The sequence below is a fragment of the Cupriavidus oxalaticus genome, from assembly GCF_004768545.1.
Lineage (GTDB): Bacteria > Pseudomonadota > Gammaproteobacteria > Burkholderiales > Burkholderiaceae > Cupriavidus > Cupriavidus oxalaticus_A.
This window is the reverse complement of the sequence record NZ_CP038635.1, coordinates 122,872-143,534: the sequence shown is the minus strand read 5'-3', so window position 1 is coordinate 143,534 and position 20,663 is coordinate 122,872. Positions and strand designations below refer to the sequence as shown.

Here is a 20,663-nt window from a genome sequence, read left to right as displayed (position 1 = left end):
ATGGGAGAAAACAAGCGGGAAGCGAAAGCCCTTACAGGATCTCAATCCCCACCGCCGTTGCCTCACCACCACCAATACACAAGCTCGCCACCCCACGCTTGCCGCCGGTCTTGCGCAGCGCGCCGATCAGCGTGGTCATGATGCGCGCGCCCGAGGCCCCGATCGGATGCCCCAGCGCACACGCGCCGCCGTGGATATTGACCTTGTCGCGCGGGATCTTCAGATCGTGCATCGCCGCCATCGGCACCACGGCGAAGGCCTCGTTGATCTCGAACAGGTCGACGCTGTCGGTGTTCCAGTCCAGCTTGCGGTACAGCTTGGCGATGGCTTCCACCGGCGCGGTGGTGAACCAGCCCGGCGCCTGCGCATGCGTGGTGTGGCCCAGCATGCGGGCGATCGGCTGCAGGCCCAGCTTTTTCGCCGTGGAAGCACGCATCATCACCAGCGCCGAGGCACCGTCGTTGATCGACGACGACGATGCGGCGGTGATGGTGCCGTCCTTGGCAAAGGCGGGCTTCAGCGACGGGATCTTGTCGAGCTTGATGCGGCGCGGGCCTTCGTCGGTGTCGATCACCGTGTCGCCGCCCTTGCCCGATACCGTCACCGGCGCGATTTCCCAGCGGAAGTCGCCCTTCTCGGTGGCCTGCTGCGCGCGGCGCACGCTTTCCATCGCGAATTCGTCCTGCTGCTGGCGCGTGAAGCCATACTTGGCGGCGCAGTCCTCGCCGAAGGTGCCCATGGCGCGGCCCTTGTCATACGCGTCTTCCAGGCCGTCCAGCATCATGTGGTCGTAGATCATGCCGTGGCCGATGCGATAGCCGCCGCGGCCCTTCGGGATCAGGTACGGCGCGTTGGTCATGCTTTCCATGCCGCCGGCGACCGCGACATCGAACGAGCCGGCGATCAGGCCGTCATAGACGGTCATCGCCGCGCGCATGCCCGAGCCGCACATCTTGTTGACGGTGGTGCAGCCCACGGCCAGCGGCAGGCCCGCGCCCAGCGCGGCCTGGCGTGCCGGCGCCTGGCCCTGGCCGGCGGGCAGCACGCAGCCGAACACCACTTCTTCCACCTGCTCCGGCTTCAGGCCGGCGCGCTCTACCGCCGCGCGGATGGCGGCGGCGCCGAGCTGCGGCGCGGTCACGCTGGCAAATTCGCCCTGGAACGCAGCCATAGGCGTGCGGGCGGCTGAAACGATGACGATCTCTTCCATGTCGGGTCTCCTGGATCGGTATGGTTGCGTTAGTGGTGCCTGGTGCAGGACCAGCGCGTCAGCGGATTGACGCCTGCGGCGGATCGCCGTACTGGCGGTAGGCCACGGCCAGTTGCTCGCGCAGCTCGTCGTTGTTGCTGGCGGCCATGCCCAGGTCGCGCAGCAGGCCGTCGGACACGCCGTAGATCCAGCCGTGCACCGTGACGGCCTGGCCGCGGTCCCAGGCGTCCTGGATCACCGTGGTCTGGCAGATATTGCTGACCTGCTCGATCACGTTCAGTTCGCACAGCCGGGTATGCGCGTCTTCCTCGCGCAGCACGGTGCCGAGGTAGGCCTCATGCTTGTCGGCCACGTCGCGCACATGGCGCAGCCAGTTGTCGGCCAGGCCGATGCGCTCGCGCTTGAGCGCGACCTTGACGCCGCCACAGCCGTAGTGGCCCACCACCGTGATATGGCGTACCTTGAGCACTTCCACGGCGAACTGGATCACCGACAGCGCGTTCAGGTCGCTGTGCGCGATCACGTTGGCGATATTGCGGTGGACGAACACCTCGCCCGGGGCCAGTCCCAGGATCTGGTTGGCCGGCACGCGCGAATCGGAGCAGCCGATCCACAGGTATTCCGGCGCCTGCTGGTTGGCCAGGCGGGTGAAGAAGGTTGGATCTTCCGCGTTGACGCGGTCCACCCAGTCACGGTTGTTGCGGAACAGCTGGGCGATGGCGTCATTCATGCGACTCTCCTTGCAGGGTCGGCGGCAGGCAGTTCAGAGACAGCGCCGTAGCGGTTGATGAATCGCTCGGCAGGGTGATAGGCAAAAAAGTCATGGACATGTCCGGCCAGCAGCCGGTCCTTGTGACCCTGCCACATGGCAGGGTCGAAAAAATCCGCGTGGTGCCGCAGGAACGCCGCGCGCACGCGCGCATCGCCCAGCAGGAACGTGCGGAATGTCTCGGGAAAAATATCGTGCGGACGCACCGTGTACCAGACCTCGCCCGACATCTCCTCTTCCTCGTTGCGCGGTTGCGGCACGTTGCGGATATTGCAATCGGTCAGGTACTCGATCTCGTCGTAATCGTAGAACACCACGCGCCCGTGCCGCGTGACGCCGAAGTTCTTGTACAGCATGTCGCCCGGGAAGATATTGGCGGCCATCAGTTCCTTGATGGCGTTGCCGTATTCCAGCACGCCGTGCTCGACCTGCGCGTCGGTGCCTTCCTGCAGGTAGATGTTCAGCGGCGTCATGCGGCGTTCGATATAGACGTGGCGCACCACGATTTCCTCGCCGCCGTGCTTGTCGCGCTGGTATTCGATCATCGACGGCGCGTGCTGCTCGAACTCGCGCACCAGCGCTTCATCGAAGCGCGACAGCGGGAAGGCCACGTCGGAGTACTCCAGCGTATCGGCCATGCGGCCGACGCGATCGTGCTGCTTGACCAGCTGGTACTTCGACTTCACCAGTTCGCGCGTGGTTTCCTTGGGCGCCGGGAAGAAGTCCTTGATGACCTTGAACACGTACGGGTACGACGGCAGCGTGAACACCAGCATCACCAGCCCGCGGATGCCGGGCGCGACGATGAACTTGTCCGACGAATGCTGCAGGTGATGCAGGAAATCGCGGTAGAACAGGTTCTTGCCCTGCTTCTGCAAACCCAGCGACGTGTAGATCTCCGCGCGCGGCTTGCGCGGCATGATGTCGCGCAGGAAGGTCACGTAGGCCGACGGGATCTCCATGTCGACCATGAAGTAGGAATGCGTGAACGAGAACAGGATCAGCAGCTGTTCTTTCTTCAGCAGCACCGAGTCCAGCACCAGCTTGCCCGACGGGCCGTGCACGATCGGGATCGCCAGCGGGAAGGTGCGGTCGCCGTTCAGGATGCGGCCGATGATGAAGGCCGACTTGTTGCGGTAGAACAGCGACGACAGCGTATGGATCTGGAAATTCGGCGCGGTGCGGAAGTCGCCGAAATGCTCGCCGACGGCGCGCACCACGTAGCCGATATCGCGCGCCAGGTCTTCGAACGGGCGCTCGAGCTGGAAGTTGTGCACGATGCGCTCGAAACACGCCGCCATGCCCTCGCGGCTGCCCGGATAGTAGGCGCGGAAGGTCGGCCGCGTCGGCGATTCCTCGTTCTCGATGTACTCGGTCGAGATCGCCGGGCGCACGAAGATGAAATCGTTGTTGAAGTACGAGCGGTGCAGGATGCGCGTGCAGACCGAGTTGAAGAAGGTCTCGGCCAGTTCGGGCTGGTGGTGGTTGGTCAGCAGCCCGATGTAGTGCAGCTTGATCTGCTGCCAGATCTCGTCGTCGATGTTCTCGGCGTCGTACTCGTCTTCCAGAATGATGCTCGATTCGCGCACGCGCTCGTTATAGAAGGCGATGCGGTCGCGCTGGATCTGCTGCAGCCCGTGCCAGTCGCCGGCCTCGAACTTGAGCTTGGCCTGGTGGCTGACCTCGCGGAACAGCCGGTAGTGCTTGTCGAACCCGTCGAGCATCGTTCTCGCCACATCGAAGGCAATCTGCGAAGAGAGCAGTTTGGGGAAGTGGGACATGGGTCGACGGGGGGCGACTGCGTGACGGTCTTGCGACGGGTAGTGAGATTGTAAATGGGTTCCGGGGGAGCGCTGCGGATGTCCGGGGGCGCCGGAGGTGAATCCGGCGCCCCTCCCGGCATGCCGTTACATCGTTTCCGCGAACAGCTCGCGGCCGATCAGCATGCGGCGGATCTCAGAGGTGCCGGCGCCGATCTCGTACAGCTTGGCGTCGCGCCACAGGCGCCCGGCCGGGTATTCGTTGATATAGCCGTTGCCGCCCAGGATCTGCACGGTCTCGCCCGCCATCCAGGTGGCCTTCTCGGCCGTGTACAGGATCACCGCGGCGCAGTCCTTGCGCACCTGGCGCACGTGGTCGCTGCCGAGCGCGTCCAGGTTCTTGCCGACCGTGTACAGGTAGCTGCGCGCCGCCTGCAGCGTGGTGTACATGTCGGCCACCTTGCCCTGGATCAGCTGGAATTCGCCGATGCTCTGGCCGAACTGCTTGCGGTCGTGGATATACGGCGTCACCACGTCCATGCACGCCTGCATGATGCCGACCGGGCCGCCCGACAGCACGGCGCGCTCGTAGTCCAGCCCGCTCATCAGCACCCTGGCGCCGCTGTTCTCGGCGCCGAGGATGTTCTCGGCCGGCACCTCCACGTCCTCGAACACCAGCTCGCCGGTGTGCGAGCCGCGCATACCCAGCTTGTCCAGCTTCTGCGCCACGGAGAAGCCCTTCATGCCCTTCTCGACGATAAAGGCGGTCATGCCGCGCGCGCCCAGCTCGGGCTCGGTCTTGGCGTAAACCACCAGCACGTCGCAGTCCGGGCCGTTGGTGATCCACATCTTGGTGCCGTTGAGCACGTAGCGGTCGCCTTTCAGTTCCGCGCGCAGCTTCATGCTGACCACGTCGGAGCCGGCGTTGGGCTCGCTCATCGCCAGCGCGCCGATCCATTCGCCCGACACCAGCTTGGGCAGGTACTTCGCCTTCTGCGCGGCCGTGCCGTTGCGGTGGATCTGGTTCACGCACAGGTTCGAGTGCGCGCCGTACGACAGGCCCACCGACGCCGAGGCGCGGCTGATCTCTTCCATCGCGATCATGTGCGCCAGGTAGCCCATGTTGGCGCCGCCGTATTCCTCGGCCACGGTGATGCCGAGCACGCCGAGGTCGCCCATCTTCTTCCAGGCGTCCATCGGGAACTGGTCGGTGCGGTCGATCTCCCCCGCGCGCGGGGCCAGTTCGGCCTGGGCCCAGGTACGCACGGAATCGCGCAGCATCTCGATGTCTTCGCCGAGGTCGAATTTCAGGCCGGGCAGTTCGGTCATGTCGGTCTCCTGTTTGGATTCGCTTTGTATTCGTGCTTCAGACGTGATCCAGGGTCTTGACCACGCACAGCGTCATCAGCATGGTGGCCACCTGCTTGCGGCGGCCCTGCTGCGCCGCCTGTTCGACGTAGACCTCGCCCTGCGCCACGATCAGTGTGCGCCCGGGCTTCAGCACCCGGCCCACCGCGACCAGGCGTTCGCCTTGCGCGGGGGACAGCAGGTTGATCTTGTATTCGGCGGTCAGGCCCGCCTCGCCCTCGCCCACCATCGACAGCGCGGCATAGCCGCAGGCGCTGTCGGCCAGCGCGCCAACTACGCCGCCGTGGAAGAAACCGTGCTGCTGGGTCACTCCATCGGACCACGGCATCGCGATCTCGACTTCGCCGCGCTCCACCCGCTGCAGCGTAGCGCCAAAGCTGGTCATCAGCCCCTGGCGCGAGAAACTGGTGGCGATGGCATCGGCGCGCGCGGCGGACAGCGCGTCAGGTTCGGCACTTTCGGCAGCAAGGGCACTGGCGTTGGCAGGCGTCATGGCTGGGTTCCGGTGTGGAGCGTTGGAGTATTCTATTTACGTTTACGTAAACGTCAATCCAAATCGGCACGGAAGCCGTGCCAGGTGATGCATCAGGCCGATCGCTTCCGGGCCGGGGCATCGCCGCCCTCCGTGGCCGCGGGCTTGCCGCCGGTCTGGGCGGCCAGCAAGTCCCGGCAATGGCGCTCGTGCTGGTCGATCTCGGCGAGTTGCGCCTGCAGGTCTTCCATCTGCCGTTCCAGCGCGCCGCGGTGGGCGGCAAGCGCGTGCAGGAAGCGTTCGAGCTGCGGTGCGGTGTCGCGCGGCGACTCGTAGAGGTCCAGGATCTCGCGGATCTCATTGAGAGTGAGCCCTAACCGCTTGCCGCGCAACGTCAGCTTCAGCCGGGTCCGCTCGCGGCTGTTGTAGACCCGCTTGCGGCCGCCCGGGCCTTCGCGCTCCGGCGACAGCAGGCCCTGGTCTTCGTAGAAGCGGATGGCGCGGGGCGTGACATCGAACTCGCGGGCGAGGTCGGTGATGGTGTAGGTTGCGGAGGCTGGAGGTTGCGTGACTGCCATGGGTGCGCCCAGTAAAGTGAACGGTCGTTCGTTGCGAAGTCAAGTTTTCGCTTAAGATGGAGACGAACCGCCAGAGTTGACGTTTACGTTAGCGTCAACCCTGGCGACTGGCAACTGGCGCGAACCGGAACGTTACGCCAGCGCGCCCCGCAACGAGAAAGCCTGCCTGCCCCCGCCCGGCACAAGGCTTCGAACAAGAGACTCCTCATGAACGCACTCGAACACCAGCTCCAATACCCGTTCGGCGACACCATGCCCGATCCCGGCACCAAGCAGGAAGTCGCCCCCGGCGTCTACTGGCTGCGCATGCCGCTGCCGTTCGCGCTCGACCATATCAACCTGTGGCTGCTGCGCGACCGCCTGGACGGGCGCGACGGCTGGACCATCATCGACTGCGGCATTACCAACGACACCATCAAGGCGCATTGGGAAACCATCTTCGCCAACGAGCTGGAAGGGCTGCCGGTGGTGCGCGTGCTGGTGACCCACAGCCACCCCGACCATGTCGGCCTGGCGCACTGGCTGTGCAAGCGCTTCGGCGTGCGGCTGTGGATGAGCCTGGGCGACTACATGAGCGCGCGCGTGATGGGCACCGGCACCGGTGCCGGCTCCAGCGCGGGCGGCGACGCGGCCGCCGCGCACTTCGCGCGGCATGGCCTGACCGATCCCGACAGCCAGGAAAAGCTGCGCGCGCGCAAGACCTACTACCCGTCGCTGGTGCCCGACCTGCCGGCGCAATACCGCCGCCTGATGGAAGGCGACACGGTGCGGATCGGCACAGACGCGGCCACCTCGGGCTGGCGCGTGATAACGGGCTTCGGCCATTCGCCCGAGCACGTGGCGCTGTACAACGAAGCGACCAACGTGCTGGTGTCCGGCGACATGGTGCTGCCGCGCATCTCGACCAACGTCAGCGTGTTCGACATGGAGCCGGAAGGCAATTCGCTGCAGCTCTACCTGGACTCGCTTACCCGCTACGAGCCGCTGCCGCAGGACGTGCTGATCCTGCCGTCGCACGGCCGCCCGTTCCGCAACCTGCATACCCGCATCATGCAGCTGCGCGAGCACCATGCCGACCGCCTCGCCGAAACGCTGGAAGCCTGCCGCGAGAAGCCGTGCTGCGCACACGATATCGTCAGCGTGATCTTCAAGCGCCAGTTCGACATCCACCAGATGACCTTCGCCATGGGCGAATCGCTGGCGCACCTGCATTGCCTGTGGCACCGCGGCGAGCTGGTGCGGCAACTGGATGACGACGGCGTGTACCGCTTCCGCGCCGCCTGATCGCGCAAGTCAGTTGGCGGCCGCCAGGGCCGCCAGGTAGCGCACGCCGTCCACCGCGCGGCTGCCGTACCACGACAGCATCTCGCCGTCGACCAGCAGCACCGGCTTGCCGAGCTGGCGCTCGAGCGCGTCGGCGTGGTCTTCGGCGAAGCGATAGGGTTCGGTCGACAGCAGCACCAGGTCGAGCTCGCGCACCAGCGCATCGCTCCAGCGGAAGGTGGGATAGCGTTCGCCGGGCGCGTTGGGGCGGCTGCAATCGCCGCCCGCGCACGCCTGCACGGCGCCTGCGCCGCCTGGCCAGGTCTGCCAGTTGGCCAGCGCCAGCATGCGGCTGATATAGGTGTCGCGCGACACCGTCATCCACGGGTCCTGCCAGATCGCGTAGAGCACGCGGCGCGCCGGCCAGGCACGCGCGCGGATGGCATCCAGCTCGGCCTGCAAGGCCGCGCACAGCGATTCGGCCTCGGTATGACGGCCAAAAATGCCGCCCAGCAGCCGGTACAGCGGCAAGTTATCTTCCGGCGCGCACGGATGCGTGACGATCACGTTGGGCACGAAGGCGCGGATCTCGTCGACGGTCTCGCGCCGGTTCTCGTCGATATTGACCACCACATGCGTGGGCGCCAGCTCGCGCAGCCGCGCCACCCTGACGTCCTTGGTGCCGCCGACCTTGGGCACCGCGCGCACGGCCGGTTCCGGGTGGATGCAGAAGCCGGTGCGCGCCACCATCTGCGATTCCAGCCCGAGCGCGAACAGCAGTTCTGTCACCGATGGCACCAGCGAGGCAATGCGCACCTCGCCGCTTGCGGCGGCGTGCTGCTCTCCAATGGCATCGGTCCACATCGTCAGGGCTCCTTGCTTTCCCCGCGCCGCGGCTTGCGCGGCGCGCCGGTCGCCACCATGTCGTACAGCCAGCGCGGCATCACGTGCATCAGCCCCGCCACCACGCCCATCTGCCACGGGATCACGCGGAAGCGCCGGCCGGCGGCGATCACGCGCGCGGCCTTGCGCGCGAACACGTCGGCATCGGTCAGGAACGGCATCCGGTACGGGTTCTTCGCGGTCATCGGCGTGCGGATATAGCCCGGCGCGATCGTGACCACGCGGATGCCAAGCGGGCGCTGCTCCAGCCGCAGGCTCTCCAGCAGCTTGATCACAGCCGACTTCGACGCGCTGTATGCACCGGCGCCCGGCAGCCCGCGCACGCCGGCGACGCTGGCGATGCCGACCAGCGTGCCGCGCCGGCCACCGGGCCCGGGCTCGCGCTGCTGCATCGCGTGCAGGAAAGGCTGGAACGTGGTCAGCACGCCGAACCAGTTGGTGTCCATCACCTGCCGGAAGGCGTCGAGGTCCTCGCGTTCGCTGGCGACGGTGCCGACCGAGACGCCGGCATTGGCGATCACCACGTCGGGGCAGCCGAAATGGCCGAGAAAGTCTTCCGCCGCGCGCGCCATCGCATCGGCATCGCGCACATCGGCGCCGTAGACGCGCACCGCGCCCGGGTTAGGCAGCGTCGCCACGAATTCGCGCAGCGCGTCTTCGCGCCGGGCCACCAGGCCGAGGATGGCGCCCTGCGACGCGTATTCGCGCGCCAGCGCCTGGCCGAGTCCGCTGGAGGCGCCGGTGAGGAAGACTTTGAGGGGACGCATGGATGGAAGAAGGCTGTCCGAAATGAAAAACGGCTGGTACAGGATACCAGCCGTTCGGCAAACCACCGGCCTGTTCAAGGCCGCCAGTCGGATTTACATCTTCTTCGCCTTCACCTGCTCCACCAGGTAATCCATGGCCTGGATCGCGCCCTGCTTGTTGCCGGTGATCGACGGCGAGGTCACGTACTTGCCCTGCACCACCACGGTCGGCACGCCGTCGATCTTGTAGGCGTCGGCGATCTTGTTGGCGCGCTGGGCGTTGGTGGTCACCGTGAACGAGTTATACGCGTCCAGGAAAGCCTTGCGGTCGACACCGTTCTTGGCCATGAAGTCGGCGATCTCGTTGCTGTCGAGCAGGCGCTTGCGCTCGACGTGGATGGCGTTGAAGACCTTCATGTTCATGGCGTCGAGCTTGCCGATGGCTTCGAGCGCATAGAAGATCTTGGTGTGCGGCAGCAGGTCGTCGCGGAAGGCGACCGGCACGCGCTTGAACACGACATTGCCGCCCTGCTTCTTGACCCAGGCTTCCAGGTCGGGCTCGAAGTCGAAGCAGTGCGGGCAGCCGTACCAGAAGAACTCGGTGACCTCGATCTTGCCCGGCGTGACCGGCTGCGGCGCCTTCAGGACCTGGTATTCCTTGCCCTCGGTGGGCGCAGCCTGGGACGGCGCGGACATCAGCAGGCCGCCCACGGCGGCGAACATGGCGAACAGTGCGGCGAGTTTCTTCATCTTGGTGCGGCCTTGCGGTTGGGTCGATGAGCGTATGACCGCGGCGGCGGCGTCCGGTTCAGCCCGGGCGCCGCCGCCGCAGTGACAAGGGTGTTGCGTTGGTTACGGCGTATTTATGACGCTTTCGTGGCCGGGTGCGCCCCGCCCAGGCGCATAACGCCCGAGCCGGGGTTCCCGCTGACCATTACTGCTTGGTGAAGCGGATCACGGACGCCTCGAAGCCCTGCGACTGCAGCCGCTCGCGCGTCTTGTTCATGTCTTCGATGCGATTGTATGGGCCCATGCGCACGCGGTACATCTTTACGCCGTTGACGTCGCGCTCGGTGATGCGGGCCTCGAAGCCCTGCATCGCCAGGTTGGCTTTCTGGCGGTCGGCGTCGTCGGCCGAGCGGAACGCGCCCACCTGCAGCAGGTAGCCGACCTTGTTGGCGTCGGCCTGGGCGATCTCGGCGATCGGGTCGGACACCGGCTTTTCCGCCGGCTTGGTGGCGACAGGCTTGTCGGCGGGTTTTTCGGCCGGCTTCTCGACGGGCTTCTCCGCCGGGCGGGTGACCGCCACCGGCGGCTCGCCGTTCTGGCGGCCGTTCTGGTGACCGTTCTGCTGGCTTGGCTGGCTCGGCTGGGTGCCCGGCCTGGGTTCTGGCTCGGGCGCCTGGCCCACCGGCTTGGCCGGCGTCTTGCTCCACAGCGGCTTGTTCGGGTCGCTCGGCCCCTGGTCGGCGGGCTGCGCCGGCGGCGGCAGCTGGCTGGCGACGTTGCCCGGCTCGCTCGGCCGCGGCGCGCTCTTCTGCTGGAACGGCGTCGGCGACTTGGTGATGTAGAGGGCGACCACCACGGCGATGGCCAGCCCGACGATCAGCCCGAGCACAAGGCCCAGGAACGTCCCGCCGCGCTGCTGGCTGCGGCGGGCCTTGCGCGCATCGCGCTTGCGTTGCTGTTGCATGAAGTCCTCTTAGGTGATGCCGGGATTATAGGGCCACCTCCGGGCAGCCCTGTGGGTCCCACCGGGCGCCCCGCTGGGCGCCCACCGGGCGTCCGGCTGAACGCCCGTCGATTACATGCGGCGCGGCGCCGAGACGCCGATCACCGCCAGGCCGTTGCGCAGCACCTGGCGTGTCGCGGCCAGCAGCGCCAGCCGGGCGCGCTTGACCGCCTCGTCGTCGACCAGCACGCGGTCGGCATTGTAGAAGGCGTGGAAATCGCCGGCCAGGTCGCGCAGGTAGAAGGCAACCGCATGCGGCGCCAGTTCGGAGGCAGCGTCCGACAGCATGTCGGGGAACTCGGCCAGGCGGCGGGCCAGCGCCTGCGCCTGGGCGCCGGCCTCGGGGCCGGTCACGGCCGACAGGTCGGCGCCGGCCAGCTCGGCCAGGCGGCTCTCCCAGTCGGCGCCGCCCCACGACTCGAAGATCGAGCAGATGCGGGCGTGGGCGTACTGCACGTAGTACACCGGGTTCTCGTCGTTCTGCTTGAGCGCCAGGTCGACGTCGAACACGAACTCGGTATCGGCCTTGCGCGACAGCAGGAAGAAGCGCACCGCGTCGCGGCCGCGCGTGAAGTGCGCCGGCCAGTCGGCCACGCCCTGCTCCAGGCAGCTGCGGATGGTCTCGCAGGTGTCATCCTGGCCGTTGGACCATTCGATCAGGTCGCGCACCGTGACGTACGAGCCGGCGCGCTTGGAGATCTTGACCTCCTCGCCGTTCTTCATCACGGTGACCATCTTGTGCAGCACGTAGTCGGGGTAGCCCTTGGGAATCCCCATGTCCAGGCCCTGCAGGCCGGCGCGCACGCGCGCGATGGTGCCGTGGTGGTCGCTGCCCTGCACGTTGATGACCTTGGTGAAGCCGCGCTCCCACTTGGTGGTGTGGTAGGCCACGTCCGGCACGAAGTACGTGTAGGTGCCGTCGGTCTTCTTCATGACGCGGTCCTTGTCGTCGCCGTCGTCGGTGGTGCGCAGCCACAGCGCGCCTTCGCTCTCGTAGGTCTTGCCCTTGGCGACCAGCGACTGCACCGAGGCCTCGACGCGGCCATCGCTGTACAGCGACGACTCCAGGTAGTAGCGGTCGAACTTGACGCCGAAGGCCTGCAGGTCGATGTCCTGCTCGTTGCGCAGGTAGGTCACGGCGAACTTGCGGATCGAATCGATATCCTCGACGTTGCCCGACGCGGTCACCGGCTCGCCGTCGGAGGCGCTGACGGTCTTGCCGGCGAGGAAATCGGCGGCGATGTCGGCGATGTAGTCGCCGTTGTAGGCCGACTCGGGCCAGCTGGCGTCGCCCGGCTTCAGGCCGCGCGCGCGCGCCTGCACCGACAGCGCCAGGGTCTGGATCTGTACGCCGGCATCGTTGTAGTAGAACTCGCGGTGCACATGGAAGCCCTGCCACGACAGCAGGTTGGCGAGCGCGTCGCCCAGCGCCGCCTGGCGCCCGTGGCCCACGTGCAGCGGGCCGGTCGGGTTGGCCGAGACGAACTCGACCAGTACCTGGCCCTGCACGCCGCGCTCGCGCGCGCCGTAGTGGTCGCCCTCGGCCAGCACCGCGCGCAGCACGTCGGCCTTGGCGGCTGCGGTCAGGCGCAGGTTGATGAAGCCGGGACCGGCGATCTCCATGGCCTCGACCAGGCCCTGCGCGCGCGCATCGGCCTGCACTGCGGCGACGATGCGCTGCGCCAGCTCGCGCGGATTGCTCTTGAGCGCGCGCGCCACCTGCATGGCGATGTTGCAGGCAAGGTCGCCATGGGCGGCCGCCTTGGGCCGCTCGAAAGTGACGGCGGGCAGGGTGGCATCGGCCGGGGCGAGCACGCGCACGGCATCGGTGAACGCGGCGGCGAGATTGGAGGTCTGAACAGGCAGCATGGATGTCGGAAGCCCTGTGGGCAAGTATTCAGGCGCCGCGTAAATGCGGCACCAACTGCGGCACCAACGTGCGGCACCAACGCCCGAAGCGGCATGTGACGGCAAAGGTACGCCGCACCGCTCAACAGGCATTGAAACAGGCATTGGAATCGGGAACGCGGAATTTTATCAGGTGCTATGCTGACATCATGCGCGAAGATGGCCCCGGGCCACAATCCATGCGGCTTCCCGCCCCCGGGAAGGCCGTCCCCTGCATGTCCGGAAAAGGAAACCACACCATGCTGATCACCTTCAAATCCCACGCTGCGCAAGACCTGATCATGATGAAGGATCTGGCCATCACGCTGCTGGGCATCATCGGCAAGCATCTCGGGGAACGGGGGGTGATCACCGTCGAAGAACTGCCCCGCGCGATCCAGAAGCTGGAAGCGGCAGTGACCGACGCGCGCCGCGACCATCCCGCCGGCACGGCCGTGGAAGGCAAGTCGGGAGTCGATGAAGACGAGGAAGAGCCGCTGCACCTGGGGCAGCGCGCCTATCCCTTCCTGGACATGCTGCGCGCCTCGCAGCGGGAAGGGACCAACGTCCTGTGGGGGGTGTAGCCCGAAGGCAAGGCAGCCCCGGGCGCGCCGCCGCACGCGCGGCGCGCACAAAAAAACGCCCGGCACCGAGTTGGGTTGCCGGGCTTCCGGACGAGGGCGCCGGAAAGGGGGGAATGCTTTTCAGGGGCCCCGCCGCGCGGGGCCCGGTGCCGCCAGTCCTACTCCTCTTCGTGGTGGCGGCCGTTGGCCAGCAGAACACCGAGCAGCGCACCGATGGCAGCGGCAATCGCCACCGCCTTGAGCGGCGAATCGACGACCCGCTGGCGCGAGTGTTCGACCGCTCCGTCCATCCGTTCGCGGGCGCGCATCATGCCGTCGGTGGTCTGCTCGCGCAGCCGGTGCGCCATCTCGCTGGCACGGTCGCGCAGCCGCTGGCCGGCACGCAGGCTCTCGGCCGAGCCTTCCCGCGCCAGCACTTCGATGGTGTGCTCCAGCTGGGCGATCAGCGCCTTGACCTCGCCGGAAACCGGCGCAGCGGCCTCGCGCGAATCGCGCGCTGCGTGCTTGAGATGGCGGATGGCGCTGTCGGCACTGTCGGACAAGTGGTTCAGTTCCTTCCGGACTTTGGGGTTCTGGGTCAGCATAGGGTCTCCTCAGGTTGCGATCGGCACAGGAGCCGGCGCGTGGCCGGCGCTATCGCCTGCGGACCAGTCCCATCACCGCGGCCACCAGTGCCACGACCAGGAAGATGAAGAACAGGATCTTGGCGATTTCCACGGCGCCGGCAGCGATACCGCCGAAGCCGAAGATCGCCGCGATCAGGGCGATGACGAAAAATACGAGTGCATAGTGCAGCATGGCTAGGCTCCCGAAGATGGCTGACCGGGCCGGCACTGGCCCGGAGCCCAAGTGAAGACTTGCGCCACAAGGTGCAAGCTCATAGCCTCATCGTAGGAAGCCAGCCGCCGCGCCAATACCGACAGCGAGCCGATTCCGCTGTCAGCCGAGTCCTACAGCATGGCAGTAAGGGCGCGGCACGCCCGACGCATCAAGGTTGACCCATGCGGATCGATGTGATCCCATGAGCGCTCCCTGGCGCCGCACGGGCAGGCAGCGCACCCCAACCACAGGAAAGATGCCCCCATGTTCAAGCAGTCATTTCTTCCTCACACGCTGTTGCTCGCGGGCGGCATCGTGCTGACGCTGGCGGTGCTGGTGGCGTCGGAAACCGGCAATATCCGCCTGCGCGAAAGCTACACCGACGTAATCCGCTCGCAGCGCGTGCAGACCGAGCTGGCCGCGCTCAACGGCGAGCTGGTCAACGCCGAGGCTGGCCAGCGCGGCTTCCTGCTGACCGGCAAGGAAAGCTACCTCGAGCCCTACTACAAGGGGCTGCCGCGCATCGCCGAGCTGATGGCGCAGATCCGCGCGGACTATGCCAACGACCCGGAGGGGCTGAAGATGTTCGGCGACACCTCCAAGCTGATCAACAGCAAGCTCAACGAGATGGCGCTGACGCTGGTCTATGGCAAGCGCGACCTGGAAGTGGCGCTGGACCTGGTCCGCACCGACTACGGCAAGCAGACCATGGACAACGCGCGCCGCGGGCTCGACCAGCTGCAGGCGCGCGAGGCGGGCTCGGTCTCGCACCGGCTGGAAGGCGCCGAGAACGATGTGCAGCTGTCGCGCTACGGCATCGGCCTGCTGACCGCGATCAACATCATCCTGCTGCTCGCGGTCGGCGTGGGCCACGCCAAGCGCCTGTCCATGGCCGAGGCGGTGCGCGCGCAGCTGGAAGAGGAAAGCGCCAAGCTCGACCGCAAGGTGCGCGCGCGCACGCGCCAGCTGTCTGCGCTGGCGGCTCACCTTCAGCGCGTTACCGAAGACGAGAAAACCCGGCTGGCGCGCGAGCTGCACGACGAGCTGGGTGCGATCCTGACCGCCATCAAGCTCGACCTGCACTGGGTGCGCCGCCAGATCCAGCAGGCGCATCCGCAAGGCGCCGAGCGCCTGACGCGGGTGATGCTGCACGTCGACCAGGGCATCCAGATCAAGCGCCGCCTGATCGAGGACCTGCGCCCCACCGTGCTGCTCAACCTCGGCCTGCGCGCCGCGGTGTGCCAGCTGGTGGAGGAAGTCGGCGCGCGCAACAGCTGGGAAACCGAAGTCAGCGTGCCCGAGGACCTGCCGGCGCTGCGCGACGAAGCGGCAATCGCGCTGTACCGGATCGTGCAGGAATCGCTGACCAATGCCAGCAAGTACTCGGAAGCCAGGCGCGTCGAGGTCTGCCTGGCGTGCCGCGGCGAGCTGCTGACGCTGACCGTGCGCGACGACGGCAAAGGCCTGCCGCCCGACTTCGACGCCGGCAGCATCGCCGGCCACCACGGCCTGCTCGGCATGGAGCAGCGCGTCACCGCGCTGGGCGGCAGCATGAAGATCGACTCGTCGGCGCACGCGGGCGTTCGCATCCACATCGAGGTGCCGCTGACGGCATCCGTGCTGGCGCCGGCGGAAGAGCCGGAAGGCGAAGAGCCTGCACGCGCCTGATGGGTGCTGCCTGAAGGATAGCCAGGAGGATCAGGACGCCGCCGCCGCGTGCTCCTCGATCACGCGGAACACCTGCTCCAGCTCGAGCGACTTGTCGAAGAAATAATCGGCACCCGCCTCGGCGCACTGTCTGCGGTACATCTGCACCTCGGCGTGGTTGGTATAGACGATGCGCACGGTGTCCGTGCCTTTGCGCTGCATCGCGCGCAGCACATTGATGCCGTTGCCCTGGCGCAGCTGCAGGTCGACGATGGCGACGTCGTACTTGCCGGCATCGAGCAGGCGCACGGCCATGGCCTCGGTGTCGGCCCAGTCCACGTTCTCGATGAACGGGAAATCCTTCAGGTATTCGAGCAGCATGCCTCGCAGGACCGCCGAGTCTTCGATCAGCAGTATGCTCAGCGCCCGGTAGGAAGTGTTCGAAGCCTGCTCCGACATGTTCTGGTTTGCAGGCCCGGTCCGGTGCGATCCGCCGCAGGCCGCAATGCGGCCCGCGGCCCGCCGCTACTCGACCAGGCCGTTCTTGATGGCGTAGTAAGTCAGGTCAGCGTTGGTCTTCATGCCCATTTTCTCCAGGATGCGGGAACGATAGGTACTGACGGTCTTGACGCTGAGAAACAATTCGTCGGCGATCACCGACACCGACTGCCCGCGCGAGAGCTTGCAGAAGATCTGGAACTCGCGCTCGGACAGCATCTGGTGCACCGGCTGCTCGGTCGGCTTGTCGAGCCCGCCGATCAGCAGGTCGGCCACCGTGGCGCTGACATAGCGGCGTCCCTGCGCCACCGTGCGGATGGCCTTGACCAGATCGTCGGGGGCGCTTTCCTTGGTCAGGTAGCCTGAAGCACCGGCACGGATCAGGTTGATGGCGTACTGGTCTTCCGGGTAGGTCGACAGGATCAGCACTGGCAGTTCAGGCTTGCGTTGCCGGATCAGCTTGAGCACATCGATGCCGTTGCGGTCTGGCATCGAGATATCCAGCACCAGCACATCGTATTCGGCGTCACGCAGCCGAGCCATGACTTCGTCGCCGCTGCCGGCTTCGCCAGTCACCTGGATGTCGGGCTCGTCGGAAATGAACTGTCGCAGCCCGGCACGCACAATCTCGTGATCGTCAGCGATCAGGACGCGGATCATGAGGGGCTCCACGGGGTTGAACGGACCGGCACATTGCCCGGTGCAGTCGGGTGCAGGCGGAACCGCTTGCGTTGCTGTCATTGTAGTGCCGGCCGGGCGCTGGGGCTGTCGGTGTCAGGCTGACATGATGCACGGCCACAACGCGTAGAGCGCACATGGAGGGGCCCGCGGGTCAACGGCAGGACGCATGGCGTACAAAAGCAAAGCGGGACGGCCTGGAGTCCGTCCCGCTTTGCTGCGGCGCGTCAGGCCCTGAGAATCAGGGCATCAGAGCCTGCGCGCCTGTGCCGGCTGGCGGCGAGCTTACTGCACCTTCGCGCCGGCCTCGGCGCCCACGCTGGCGTCTGCCTTGGACTTCTTGGCCGACTTGGTGGTGTTCTTGCCGTGCTTGGCCTTGCTGCCGGCTTCGGCCTTGGCATCGGCCGACGTGCTGGCGCCCTTCTCGACCGCCGCACCGGCGGTGGACAGGCCCTTGTCAGCCGCGGAGCCCGCTGCCGACACGCCCTTGTCGGTTGCCGCACCCGCGGTCGACAGGCCCTTCTCGGCGGCGCTGGTGACGCCGGTGGCGGCGCTGCCCGCGGTATTCAACGCACCCTGCGTGGCGGCCGAGGGCGAGGGCGCGGTCACCGATGCGCCGACGTCGGCCTTCGCGCCGGCGCCCACACCAGTACCTTGTGCCATGGCCAGCGAGGAAGCGGCGGCGATCGACAGGGCGGACAGGGAGAGCAGCAGTTTCTTCATGGACAGACTCCTTTCAGGATGCCCCGCGGCGAAACATTCGTCGCGGTGTTCACGCGCTGGTGTTTGCGTGAATCGAGCCCTCAGTCTAGGGATCGCACCTGCACCGGTCTGTGAGGGATTGAAAGGCTCTGTAAGGAGTTGTGAGGCGTCGGATACGCCGCTGCAACCAGGCCGGGAAGCCGTTGCACGGGGAAATTCCCTGTGACATCAACGGGCTGGCGGCAGGATCGCGCGGCCGTGGCCGGCGCCCTGCCGTCGCACCCCGTTACAGGTTGGGCGCGAGCGCGCGCTCCAGCGTGGCGCGTTCTTCATGGCGGCGCGCCACCATGTCGTCGAGCTGGTCCTGGCCGATCTTGCCGATGGTGAAGTAGGTCGACTCGGGATGCGCCAGGTAGAAGCCGCTCACCGAAGCGGCCGGCGTCATTGCCAGAGACTCGGTGATGCCCATGCCGATCTCGGCCGCGTCGAGGAACTCGAACATCGGGCCCTTGACGGTGTGCTCCGGGCAGGCCGGATAGCCGGGCGCGGGACGGATGCCGCGGTAGGACTCGGCGATCAGCTGCTCGTTGCTCAGCTGCTCGGCCGCGTCGTAGCCCCACAGGTCCTTGCGCACGCGCTCGTGCAGGCATTCGGCGAAGGCTTCGGCCAGGCGGTCGGCCAGCGCCTTCAGCATGATCGCGCTGTAGTCGTCGTGGTCGGCCTCGAACTGGGCTTCCTTCTTGTCGACGCCGAGGCCCGCGGTGACGGCAAACATGCCCACGTAGTCGGCGATGCCGCTGTCCTTCGGGGCGACAAAGTCCGCCAGGCAGCGGTTGGGGCGGCGCACGCCATCGACCACCGGGCGCTCGCTCTGCTGGCGCACGTTGTGCCAGGTCAGCGCGACCTTGCTGCGGGTCTCGTCGGTGTAGATCTCGATATCGTCGTCGTTGACGGTGTTGGCCGGCAGCAGCGCGATCACGCCGTTGGCCGTCAGCCAGCGGCCCTGGATCAGGCGCGACAGCATGGCCTTGCCGTCCGAGAACACCTTGCGCGCCGACTCGCCGACGATCTCGTCGTTGAGGATATCGGGGAATTTGCCGGCGAGGTCCCAGGTCTGGAAGAACGGGCCCCAGTCGATGTAGTTGGCCAGTTCCGCCAGGTCGTAGTTGCGGAACACGCGGCGGCCGACGAACTTGGGCCTGGGCGGCACGTAGCCGCTCCAGTCGATCGGCGTCTTGTTGGCGCGCGCCTGCGCCAGCGTCACCATCGGCGTGGCCTTCTTGCTGGCGTGCTGGGTGCGGATGCGGTCGTAGTCGGCCTTCAGTTCGTCCAGGTACTTCGCCGCCCCTTCATCGGACAGCAGGCTCGACGCCACGCTGACCGAACGCGAGGCGTCAGGCACGTACACCACCGGCCCTTCGTAGTTGGGCGCGATCTTGACCGCGGTATGCACGCGCGAGGTGGTGGCGCCGCCGATCAGCAGCGGGATCTTCTTCACGCGGAAGTAGTCGTCGCGCTGCATCTCCGATGCGACGTAGGCCATTTCTTCCAGCGACGGCGTGATCAGCCCCGACAGGCCGACGATGTCCGCGCCCTCGACCTTGGCCTTGGCCAAGATCTCGTTGCACGGGACCATCACGCCCATGTTGACGACCTCGAAGTTATTGCACTGAAGCACCACCGACACGATGTTCTTGCCGATGTCATGCACGTCGCCCTTCACAGTGGCGATCACGATCTTGCCGCGCGCGCGCACATCGCCGCCGGCCTCGGCCAGCAGGCGCTTTTCTTCCTCGATGAAGGGCAGCAGGTGCGCCACCGCCTGCTTCATCACGCGCGCGCTCTTGACCACCTGCGGCAGGAACATCTTGCCGGCGCCGAACAGGTCGCCGACGATGTTCATGCCGTCCATCAGCGGGCCCTCGATCACCTCGATCGGGCGGCCGCCGCGCGCGGCGACCTGCTGCCGGACTTCCTCGGTGTCTTCGACGATGAAGGTGGTGATGCCATGCACCAGCGCATGCGCCAGGCGTTCGCCCACGGGCACCGGCTGCTCGGGCGTGCCGCGCCAGGCCAGGTTTTCTTCCTTCTTCGCGCCGCCGCCCTTGTAGCGGTCGGCGATTTCCAGCAGGCGATCGGTGGAATCCTCGCGGCGATTGAGCACCACATCTTCCACGCGCTCGCGCAACTCGGGATCGAGCTGGTCATACACGCCGAGCTGGCCGGCGTTGACGATGCCCATGTCCATGCCCGCGCCGATCGCGTGGTACAGGAACACGGTGTGGATCGCCTCGCGCACCACGTCGTTGCCGCGGAACGAGAACGACACGTTGGACACGCCGCCGCTCACCTTGGCGTATGGCAGGTTCTGCTTGATCCAGCGCGTGGCTTCGATGAAGTCCACGGCGTAGTTGTTGTGTTCCTCGATGCCGGTCGCGACCGCGAAGATATTCGGGTCGAAGATGATGTCTTCCGGCGGGAAGCCGACTTCATTGACCAGGATGTCGTAGCTGCGCTTGCAGATCTCGGTCTTGCGCTCGAAGGTATCGGCTTGGCCCTTCTCGTCGAAGGCCATCACCACGCTGGCCGCGCCGTAGCGGCGAATCAGTTCGGCGTGGTGGCGGAACTGTTCCTCGCCTTCCTTCAGCGAGATCGAGTTCACCACCGGCTTGCCCTGCACGCACTGCAGGCCGGCCTCGATCACGTCCCACTTGGACGAGTCGATCATGATCGGCACACGCGCAATGTCCGGCTCTGAGGCGATCAGGTTCAGGAAGCGAACCATCGCGGCCTTCGAGTCCAGCATGGCCTCGTCCATGTTGATGTCGATGATCTGCGCGCCGTTCTCGACCTGCTGGCGGGCCACCGCCAGCGCCTCGTCGAACTGGCCGTTCAGGATCATGCGCGCGAAGGCCTTGGAGCCGGTCACGTTGGTGCGCTCGCCGACGTTGACGAACAGCGTGTCGTCGTCGATGGTGAAGGGCTCGAGGCCGGACAGGCGCATCGGGCGCGGGGGCAGTTTGTTCTCGCTCATGTTCTCGGGCTCC

The 20,663-nt window shown here is 66.6% G+C and carries 20 protein-coding genes; 3 read left to right on the top strand and 17 right to left on the bottom strand.

Going from position 1 to position 20,663, the window contains the following annotated elements:
• Nucleotides 1-31: 31 nt before the first annotated feature.
• From E0W60_RS11450 to E0W60_RS11425, 6 genes are all read right to left on the bottom strand, one after another.
• The gene (locus E0W60_RS11450) at nt 32-1,210 is read right to left on the bottom strand and encodes an acetyl-CoA C-acetyltransferase (RefSeq protein ID WP_133098507.1); all 1,179 of its coding nucleotides are present in this window, start codon (nt 1,208-1,210) and stop codon (nt 32-34) included.
• Between the two features lie 58 nt (nt 1,211-1,268).
• On the bottom strand, nt 1,269-1,940 hold the full coding sequence (gene can, locus E0W60_RS11445; RefSeq protein WP_135704159.1) for a carbonate dehydratase: 672 nt from the start codon (nt 1,938-1,940) through the stop codon (nt 1,269-1,271).
• Nucleotides 1,937-3,760: a bifunctional isocitrate dehydrogenase kinase/phosphatase gene (gene aceK / locus E0W60_RS11440; RefSeq protein ID WP_133098505.1), complete on the bottom strand. Its 1,824-nt coding sequence runs from the start codon at nt 3,758-3,760 to the stop codon at nt 1,937-1,939. The genes can and aceK overlap by 4 nt, the downstream gene beginning before the upstream one ends.
• 126 nt (nt 3,761-3,886) lie before the next feature.
• A complete protein-coding gene (locus tag E0W60_RS11435) occupies nt 3,887-5,068 on the bottom strand; it encodes an isovaleryl-CoA dehydrogenase (RefSeq protein ID WP_135704157.1) in 1,182 nt (393 codons plus the stop codon).
• Between the two features lie 37 nt (nt 5,069-5,105).
• Nucleotides 5,106-5,600, bottom strand: coding sequence for a PaaI family thioesterase (locus tag E0W60_RS11430; RefSeq protein WP_135704156.1), 495 nt, complete (start codon nt 5,598-5,600; stop codon nt 5,106-5,108).
• Nucleotides 5,601-5,692: 92 nt separating this feature from the next.
• The gene (locus tag E0W60_RS11425; RefSeq protein WP_133095012.1) at nt 5,693-6,157 is read right to left on the bottom strand and encodes a MerR family transcriptional regulator; all 465 of its coding nucleotides are present in this window, start codon (nt 6,155-6,157) and stop codon (nt 5,693-5,695) included.
• A gap of 207 nt (nt 6,158-6,364) precedes the next feature.
• On the opposite strand from E0W60_RS11425, the gene E0W60_RS11420 reads away from it, so the two are divergent.
• Entirely contained in the window at nt 6,365-7,441 is a 1,077-nt protein-coding gene (locus E0W60_RS11420; RefSeq protein ID WP_133095011.1) for an MBL fold metallo-hydrolase, read from the top strand.
• Nucleotides 7,442-7,450: 9 nt separating this feature from the next.
• Here E0W60_RS11420 and E0W60_RS11415 read toward each other — a convergent pair whose 3' ends face one another.
• The 5 genes from E0W60_RS11415 to argS all read right to left on the bottom strand — a co-directional run bounded on the left by E0W60_RS11415 (nt 7,451) and on the right by argS (nt 12,670).
• Nucleotides 7,451-8,284 (bottom strand): helical backbone metal receptor, encoded by an 834-nt coding sequence (locus E0W60_RS11415; RefSeq protein ID WP_135704155.1) that lies wholly within the window; start codon nt 8,282-8,284, stop codon nt 7,451-7,453.
• Between the two features lie 2 nt (nt 8,285-8,286).
• Entirely contained in the window at nt 8,287-9,090 is an 804-nt protein-coding gene (locus E0W60_RS11410) for an SDR family oxidoreductase (RefSeq protein ID WP_133095009.1), read from the bottom strand.
• Between the two features lie 93 nt (nt 9,091-9,183).
• On the bottom strand, nt 9,184-9,819 hold the full coding sequence (locus E0W60_RS11405; protein ID WP_133095008.1) for a thiol:disulfide interchange protein DsbA/DsbL: 636 nt from the start codon (nt 9,817-9,819) through the stop codon (nt 9,184-9,186).
• A 184-nt stretch (nt 9,820-10,003) separates the two neighbouring features.
• On the bottom strand, nt 10,004-10,762 hold the full coding sequence (locus E0W60_RS11400; protein WP_135704153.1) for an SPOR domain-containing protein: 759 nt from the start codon (nt 10,760-10,762) through the stop codon (nt 10,004-10,006).
• Between the two features lie 111 nt (nt 10,763-10,873).
• Nucleotides 10,874-12,670 carry an arginine--tRNA ligase gene (gene argS, locus E0W60_RS11395; RefSeq protein WP_135704151.1) on the bottom strand — a complete coding sequence of 599 codons (1,797 nt, stop codon included), beginning with the start codon at nt 12,668-12,670 and terminating at the stop codon, nt 10,874-10,876.
• Between the two features lie 278 nt (nt 12,671-12,948).
• Here argS and E0W60_RS11390 point away from each other — a divergent pair, with 278 nt between their 5' ends.
• Nucleotides 12,949-13,272: a DUF1840 domain-containing protein gene (locus tag E0W60_RS11390; RefSeq protein ID WP_063239886.1), complete on the top strand. Its 324-nt coding sequence runs from the start codon at nt 12,949-12,951 to the stop codon at nt 13,270-13,272.
• 158 nt (nt 13,273-13,430) lie between these two features.
• On the opposite strand, the gene E0W60_RS11385 is transcribed toward E0W60_RS11390, so the two are convergent.
• Together E0W60_RS11385 and E0W60_RS11380 are read right to left on the bottom strand one after the other, a co-directional pair.
• Nucleotides 13,431-13,856, bottom strand: a complete 426-nt coding sequence (locus tag E0W60_RS11385; protein ID WP_135704148.1) for a DUF883 family protein — start codon at nt 13,854-13,856, stop codon at nt 13,431-13,433.
• Between the two features lie 49 nt (nt 13,857-13,905).
• Nucleotides 13,906-14,070, bottom strand: a complete 165-nt coding sequence (locus E0W60_RS11380; protein WP_029047756.1) for a DUF1328 domain-containing protein — start codon at nt 14,068-14,070, stop codon at nt 13,906-13,908.
• Between the two features lie 285 nt (nt 14,071-14,355).
• Here E0W60_RS11380 and E0W60_RS11375 point away from each other — a divergent pair, with 285 nt between their 5' ends.
• On the top strand, nt 14,356-15,759 hold the full coding sequence (locus tag E0W60_RS11375; protein ID WP_133095004.1) for a sensor histidine kinase: 1,404 nt from the start codon (nt 14,356-14,358) through the stop codon (nt 15,757-15,759).
• 30 nt (nt 15,760-15,789) lie between these two features.
• On the opposite strand, the gene E0W60_RS11370 is transcribed toward E0W60_RS11375, so the two are convergent.
• From E0W60_RS11370 to metH, 4 genes are all read right to left on the bottom strand, one after another.
• Nucleotides 15,790-16,197, bottom strand: a complete 408-nt coding sequence (locus E0W60_RS11370) for a response regulator (protein ID WP_135704146.1) — start codon at nt 16,195-16,197, stop codon at nt 15,790-15,792.
• Between the two features lie 66 nt (nt 16,198-16,263).
• On the bottom strand, nt 16,264-16,896 hold the full coding sequence (locus E0W60_RS11365) for a response regulator (protein ID WP_133095002.1): 633 nt from the start codon (nt 16,894-16,896) through the stop codon (nt 16,264-16,266).
• A 303-nt stretch (nt 16,897-17,199) separates the two neighbouring features.
• The gene (locus E0W60_RS11360; protein ID WP_135704144.1) at nt 17,200-17,637 is read right to left on the bottom strand and encodes a hypothetical protein; all 438 of its coding nucleotides are present in this window, start codon (nt 17,635-17,637) and stop codon (nt 17,200-17,202) included.
• 265 nt (nt 17,638-17,902) lie between these two features.
• Nucleotides 17,903-20,650, bottom strand: a complete 2,748-nt coding sequence (metH, locus tag E0W60_RS11355; RefSeq protein WP_135704141.1) for a methionine synthase — start codon at nt 20,648-20,650, stop codon at nt 17,903-17,905.
• Nucleotides 20,651-20,663 lie beyond the last annotated feature (13 nt).